This window comes from bacterium (genome assembly GCA_035549195.1).
In the GTDB taxonomy this organism is placed as follows: Bacteria; Oederibacteriota; Muellerivitia; order Muellerivitales; family Muellerivitaceae; genus DASZRK01.
Genome location: DASZRK010000023.1, coordinates 87788 through 94907, shown reverse-complemented (window position 1 = coordinate 94907; position 7120 = coordinate 87788). Strand labels below are relative to the sequence as shown.

5 protein-coding genes are annotated in these 7120 nt (G+C 57.3%); 3 read left to right on the top strand and 2 right to left on the bottom strand.

What is annotated here, in order from left to right; genetic code table 11:
* On the bottom strand, positions 1-327 hold a 327-nt coding region (locus VHE12_06870), incomplete at its 3' end, for a hypothetical protein (protein ID HVZ80514.1).
* 570 nt (positions 328-897) lie between these two features.
* On the opposite strand from VHE12_06870, the gene VHE12_06865 reads away from it, so the two are divergent.
* Both VHE12_06865 and VHE12_06860 read left to right on the top strand, forming a co-directional pair.
* Positions 898-1224 carry a helix-turn-helix transcriptional regulator gene (locus VHE12_06865; protein HVZ80513.1) on the top strand — a complete coding sequence of 109 codons (327 nt, stop codon included), beginning with the start codon at positions 898-900 and terminating at the stop codon, positions 1222-1224.
* 1 nt (position 1225) lies between these two features.
* Positions 1226-1738: an ImmA/IrrE family metallo-endopeptidase gene (locus VHE12_06860; protein ID HVZ80512.1), complete on the top strand. Its 513-nt coding sequence runs from the start codon at positions 1226-1228 to the stop codon at positions 1736-1738.
* 93 nt (positions 1739-1831) lie between these two features.
* On the opposite strand, the gene clpB is transcribed toward VHE12_06860, so the two are convergent.
* The gene (gene clpB / locus VHE12_06855; protein ID HVZ80511.1) at positions 1832-4426 is read right to left on the bottom strand and encodes an ATP-dependent chaperone ClpB; all 2595 of its coding nucleotides are present in this window, start codon (positions 4424-4426) and stop codon (positions 1832-1834) included.
* Between the two features lie 233 nt (positions 4427-4659).
* Between clpB and VHE12_06850 the strand changes: the two genes are divergently transcribed.
* A complete protein-coding gene (locus VHE12_06850; protein HVZ80510.1) occupies positions 4660-7080 on the top strand; it encodes a glycosyltransferase family 39 protein in 2421 nt (806 codons plus the stop codon).
* The last annotated feature ends 40 nt before the right edge of the window (positions 7081-7120 follow it).

Here is a 7120-nt window from a genome sequence, read left to right as displayed (position 1 = left end):
AACTTTTCCTACGGTGGTCGAAGGGGAGAAACTCCGCTTCTTTTCCCCTCGTTCGTAGAAAACGATCACTTCGATCGTCTTGGCCCGATGAACGTGGTGAACCCGTTTCCTGTCGTACTTCTCGTCAATGACAAGCTCCAGGTTCAAAGGACCCTCTTGGTCCTCAATGAAAAGGAAGGCTTCCTTGGGAGAGAACCCCCCTTTCTTGGCCACAACTTCAACGATTTCTTGAAGTTTAGACCCATTCTTGATGGTGATTTTAAGAAGCTCGGACAAGCCGGCTCCTTCCACCAAGATGGTTTCATCAACTTTTGTAAGAATTTCCATTGGAAATCCTCCTTTTAGTATTTTTAGGAGGACTATCCCGAGGCAGGCAACGACTTATGAACTTTGAATGACTTACTTAAGCATTAACCAGACACTTACAGGGGATCCCCCACCGCTGGACCTGTCTCACTTTCATAATTTCCCTGACCGCTACTTGGTTAATCATCTTAAGTTGCCATCGCTGGCTTCATTAAATCGTTTCGAGCTTTGCACCATTAAATTGGCCAAAACCAATAAGGCACTCGGAATAATCGCTCTTTAAGCTTTGAGGGATTTTGCTGCGAGTACTGCTGAGGGTGGTCTGCGTTGGCGTTTTACAAACAACGTCCCGTTTAGTCTTCTCACTCGGGCTCTTCCCCGACCTAAACAAAAACTCAATCATCACCTCCCCTTGTAATAAGGGGCCCCCTCCTTTCCCACAATCTTGATCCACCAATAAATTTAACAACGGAGAAATTCTACCGCCAGCCCAAGAGAACGTCAACAACGGAAACATTTTATTTTTATATGTTTATATAACAAACTGTTTATCTCGTTGACACCTCACCTCCGAGATGTTATTTTTGGGTCATGGTCGATTCCGCTCAGCTCTACTCCCAAATCGGGAAAGAAATTAGTAAACTCCGACAATCCAAAAACCGCACCCAAACCCAACTTGCCAAGGCCGTTTCCTTAACCAGAACCTCAATTACAAACATTGAAAAAGGGCGACAAAAAATTCTCGTTCACACGCTGTGGGACTTGGCCGAAGAACTTGGAATTCACCCATCGAAATTATTGCCCAAAAAAATACTACCAACTGTTTCCGCAGTAGAGGTGGTTGATAAAGCCACAGGTATTTCTGACTATGATAAAAAGTGGATAAAATCGATAATTTCGAAACAGGAGAATAAATAAAATGGCTGTTAGTAAAAACGAGACTCAAGAACAGATTACAAAACGGGTAGAAAAATTATTGAAAATGGCTGGTATCAGCAGACTGCCAGTAGACGTTGAGAAAGTTGCCAGCCAACTTGGCGTAGATATTAAGTACCAATCATACGATGGAAAATTTTCAGGTGTTTTAATTCGGCACGGTGATCGCGCAACTATAGGGGTAAATTCACAACATCATCCAAATCGTCAACGTTTTACAATCGCCCATGAAATAGGTCACTACTTACTGCACCAAGGCGATTTAATGGTCGATAAAACAATAAGTGTAAATTATCGCGGGAACGACACCCATATCGATTATCAAAAAGAGCGGGAGGCCAACCTTTTTGCTTCTGAGTTACTTATGCCAACAAAACTACTTTCCAAAGATTTAAATAAATATCAAATTGACTTGGATGACGAAGATCAAATAAAGGAATTGGCTTCAAAATATCAGGTTAGCCAACAAGCGTTTATGATTCGATTAGCACACTAGGTAAATTCGAAAATATTATTTAAAAAAAGATACCCTAGTAGTCAGACCTTCCTTGACCCTTCGACAAGCTCAGGGCAGGTCTCCCCATCCAATTTACTTAATAATGAGCCCATCGCCTTTTGCATCGACTTTGGCCGTAGTTCCCTCTTTTATCTCTCCATCAAGAAGTTTTAGAGCCAAAACATCGACCAATTCATGCTGAATGAGCCTCTTCAAGGGCCTAGCCCCGAAGACGGGGTCGTAGCCTCGTTCCGCGAGATACGCTAAAGCGCCTTTGGACATCTCCAGCTTGATCTTCTTGTCCGCCAAGCGGGCTTTCAGGCCTTCCAACTGGATATTCACAATAGCCTCCAACTGGTCTTCCCCAAGCCGATGGAAGATCACAATGTCATCGATACGGTTGAGGAATTCGGGCCGGAAGAACTGTCGCAATTCCTTCATCAACTGGTCCTTGAGGTCGGCATCCGACTTCTTGGATTCCATGATGGCGGCGCTGGCGATATTGCTGGTCATGATGAGGACCGTGTTCTTGAAATCCACCACCCGGCCTTGGGAATCGGTCAAACGGCCGTCATCCAAGACCTGAAGAAGCACGTTGAACACGTCCGCGTGGGCCTTTTCGACCTCGTCAAAGAGCACGACGGAGTAAGGCCGGCGGCGGACCGCCTCGGTCAATTGCCCACCCTCGTCATAGCCCACATAGCCCGGAGGGGCCCCAATGAGCCTCGCCACCGAGTGTTTTTCCATATATTCGCTCATGTCGATGCGGATCATCATCTTCTCGTCGTCGAAGAGATAGCCCGCCAAGGCCTTCGCCAATTCGGTCTTCCCCACGCCCGTAGGCCCCACGAAGAGGAAGGAACCAAGAGGACGATTCGGGTCGGCCAGCCCCGAGCGGGACCGGCGGATGGCGTTGGACACGGCGGAGACCGCCTCATCCTGCCCCACGACCCGTTCCTTCAACTTGGATTCCATCTTCACGAGCTTTTCCGTCTCCCCTTCCATCATTTTGGAGACCGGGATGCCCGTCCACTTGGCCACGACCTCGGCGATCTCCTGCTCGGTCACCTCTTCTTTCAGAAGAGCGCCCTTCTTTTGCAGGTCGGCCAGCTTGGCCGATTGGTCATCCAAGGCCTTTTGGAGTTTCGGGGCCTTGTCGTAGCGGATCTCCGCCACTTTATCGAGCTTCCCTTCCCGCTCGAAATGGGTCTCTTGGAGCTTCAAGGCTTCCAGGTCCTCTTTGGCCTTCTGGATATCCTGGATGACCTTCTTCTCGCTCTGCCACCGGGCCTTCATGCCCGCGGAGCTTTCCTTGAGGTTGGCCATTTCTTTTTCGAGCTTGGCCAAACGGTCCTTGGAGGCCTCGTCCTTCTCTTTTTGAAGGGCCTGTTTCTCGATCTCGAGCTGGCGCACCTTGCGTTCGACCTCGTCCAAAGCCACCGGCATGGAATCGATCTCGATGCGGAGCTTGGAAGCCGATTCATCCACCAGGTCGATGGCCTTGTCGGGCAGGAAGCGGTTGGTGATGTAGCGGTTGGAGAGGACGGCCGCGGCCACCAGGGCCGAATCCTGGATGCGCACCCCATGGTGCAGTTCGTAGCGTTCCTTGAGGCCCCGCAGGATGGAGATGGTATCGGCCACCGAGGGCTCGCCCACCAAGACCTGCTGGAAGCGGCGTTCCAGGGCCGGGTCCTTTTCGATGTACTTCCTATATTCATCGAGCGTGGTGGCACCCACGGCCCTGAGTTCCCCCCGGGCCAAGGCGGGTTTCAACATATTGGAAGCGTCCATGGAGCCTTCGGCCTTGCCGGCCCCCACCAGGGTATGGAGTTCGTCGATGAAGAGGATGATCTTGCCCTCGCTGGAGGTGACCTCTTTCAAGAAGGCCTTCAGCCGGTCCTCGAACTCGCCCCGGAACTTGGCGCCGGCCACCATGGCCCCCAGGTCCAAGGCCACCACCTTCTTGCCCTTGAGGCCTTCCGGCACGTCACCGGACACGATGCGCCCAGCCAACCCTTCGGCGATGGCGGTCTTGCCCACGCCCGGTTCGCCGATGAGCACCGGATTGTTCTTCGTGCGGCGGGAAAGCACTTGGATGACCCGGCGGATCTCCTCATCCCTTCCTATAACTGGGTCCAATTTGCCCCGGCGGGCCAGGTCCGTCAGGTCCTTCCCGTACTTCTCCAGGGCCTGGTACTTGGCTTCGGGGTTCTGGTCGGTCACGCGGGTATTGCCCCGCACCTCGGTCAGGGCCGAAAGCACCTTATCGCGGGTGAGCTTGTGGGTCTTGATGGCCCGCTTCACGCCCCAATCCTCCGGGTGCCCTTGAGCGCCGGGAGCCTCGAGCAAGGCCAAAAGCAGGTGCTCGGTGGAGACGTACTCATCCTTCATCTTATTGGCTTCTTTATGGGCCTCATCGAGGGTCTTGGCGAGACGCGGGGTGACATAGATCTGCCCGCCCCCCTCGACCTTGGGGAGCCCGGCGATGTCCTTCTCCAGTTGGGCCTCTAAATAAGAAGGTTCCACCCCGATCTTCTTGAGGATGGGGACCACCACGCCCTCTTCCTGGCGCAAAAGGGCCAGGAACAGGTGTTCGTTATCGACCTGCTGTTGGCCGTATTCGGAGGCCAAGGATTGAGCGGCTTGGACCGCCTGCTGGGCGTTCAGGGTGAATTGATTGATATCCATGATCAAAGACCTTTTCACCACGGAGAGCACGGAGGACACAGAGAAGACGATTGGGACCTGGAAGGATCTGGGCCTTTCCAAGGAACTTGCTTTCTCTGAGACCTCTGTGCCCTCTGTGGTTCAAAATGATTTTGGCTTTTGGCCACTCACAAATTAGGACCTAAAAAGGGCCTTATCAATGACCCGGGTCAAGTTTCAGCGATCGGGAATTGAACCTATAATCAGGGCCGACCATGCGAAACCCCCTCCTCTTCTTCCTCGGCCTGGCCGCCCTGGGCCAAGGCTTCCTGGCCCAGGCCCAGACCCCCTGGACCCTTTGGCCCGGCCTTCTCCTATTGCTGGCGGGCGCCGCGGGTTTCGCGGCTCAAAGCCCGGCCCCGCCGGCCCGGGACGAAAAGATCCGGGGGGAGGCCTTCTGGTTCCTGGCGATCCTCGGCCTGGCCGCCTTCTTCCGCCTCTATCACCTGGACGACATCCCCCCCGGCCAATGGGTGGATTCCAGCTCCGACGGCCTGGGGGGCCTGCGGATCCTGCACGACCATTGGCGGCCCTTCCTGGAGGACGACTACTCCACCCACCCCGCCTACCTCTTCTACCTTTGTGCCCTCTGGTTCAAGTTCATGCCCGCTACGGTGCATTCCCTCAGGCTCTTCTACGTCCTGCTGGCCCTGGTGCCCTTCCCCCTTATCTATTGGACCTTCCGCCAATGGGCGGGCCCCTTCACCGCCCTGGCCGGGCTCTTCCTCCTGGCGGTCATGCGCATGGACGCCTCCTATTCGCACATCGGCTACCCGGTGAACCACGTGGCCTTCTTCATCTTCGGCACCCTGGCCTTCTGGCTCCACGGTTTGAGGACCGGCAAGGCCTGGGCCTTCCCCCTGGCCGGGGCCTTCTTCGCCCTGGGCTTCTACACCTACCACGGTTACAAGGTCTTCGGCCTGATGGCGCCGTTGCTCTTGATCCTGGAAGCCCTGCGGGACCGGGACCTGCTGCGGCGCAATACCCGGGGGCTGGCCCTGGGGGCCGCGGTGGCCTTCCTCCTCCTGTCCCCCCTCCTCGTCCACTGGTTCTCCCAGGGCAGCGTGGGCCGCTACGAGATGGGCCTTTTCATCGGCCCCGAGATCGCCCGGGCGAAAAGCCTGGCACCCCTCTTCCACAACCTGGCGGCCTATGCCCTGCAGTTCAACCGCCGGGGGGACCCGGCCTCCTACGCCAACTTCCAGGGCCACCGGATGTTCGACGATGGCACGGCCGTCCTCTGGGTGCTGGGTTTCGGGATCGCCCTGCGGTCCTACCGGGAGCGCTGGGCCCTCGACGCCCTCTTGGCCTGCGCGGTGCTTTCGCTCAACGGCCTGCTGACCCTGGATCCCACCTCGGTGCGCCGGGTGCTGAGCCTCACCCCCTTCCTGGCCTACCTGGCCGCCCTGGCGGTGGCGACCTTCCGGCGTTCTTTCCCATCCCTTTCCCGGGAGGCGAAGGCTTTCGCGCTGGTGGCGGGCGCGCTGGCGCTGGGGGGGCAGAACTTCCACCAGTATTTCTTCTCCCTCGCCCAGGACCCCGTCTTCCGCAACGACTCGGACATCGCCCTGACCCGGGTGGGGCAAAGGATCGCCGCCGAGGGCGACCGGTACGACTTCTGCCTTTCCCCCCGCTTCTTCGCCCACCGAACCATCCAATTCCTCGACCAGGACCATCCGGAGGACTACGCCAAACTGGATTGGCCCGGCGGACTGGTCTTCCCCCCTTGCGCCCCGCAAAAGAACGGCGTTTGTTTCGTGATGGACGAAGGAAAGGCCGGATGGACCGCCCTGCTCAAGGCCCTCTACCCCAAGGCGCGGGTGGAGGAGGTGCGGGACGGGGAGGGACCGGTGCTGGCGACCTGGCTCACCGTCTCCCGGGAGGAACTGGCGGCGGTCCGGGGACTTTCCGAACGGACCCGCGGCGGCCGGGAACTGGTCCATCCCCGTTTCCCCGCCGACCTCTCCCCCCAAAGCGGGACCCGCCTTTTCCACGGATGCTTCTTCGCCGGGGCCGGGGGTTCCTACCGTTTCCAGGCCGGACCCGGATGCGCCGCCTCTTTCACCCTGGACGGACGGAAACTGCGCCCCGGGGAGGACGTTCGCCTCGACCGGGGTTTCCAGTCGATCGCGCTGGACCTGCGGGTGGAGCGCCGGAAAAAACCCCAGCTCTTCTTCCAACGGGACGGCGGGTCCTGGACGCCGCTCGACCAGGACCATTTGACCTGGTTCCCCCTGGACCGGGGCCTGCGGGCCGAATATGGGGAGCCGGGCGGGAGCCGGACCATCCAATGGGACCCGGTGGTCAACTTCACCTATAAGAGCGACTTCGCCGACCCGGGGGGGCTTTGCGCCTGGACGGGACGCCTGGAGGCGCCCGAGAAGGGACGCTATGCCTTCCTTCTTTTGAGCGAGAGCGGGGACGAAGCGCGCTTGAAGCTGGACGGGAAAGAGGTCCTCCCCGGCCAAGGGCCCGTGGAGGTTCCCCTGTCCCAGGGCTCCCATTCCCTGGACCTCGAACTGCGGATGGCCCCAGGTTATTTCTCGGCCCTCACCCTGGCCTGGAAAAGACCCGGCCAGGACAAGTTCGAAGTGATCCCCAACGCCTATTTCGGGAAGGTCGCGCCCTCCCGCTAAGGCGGGCGCTCTTCCTATAATGGGGGCACCCTCGCGCCCA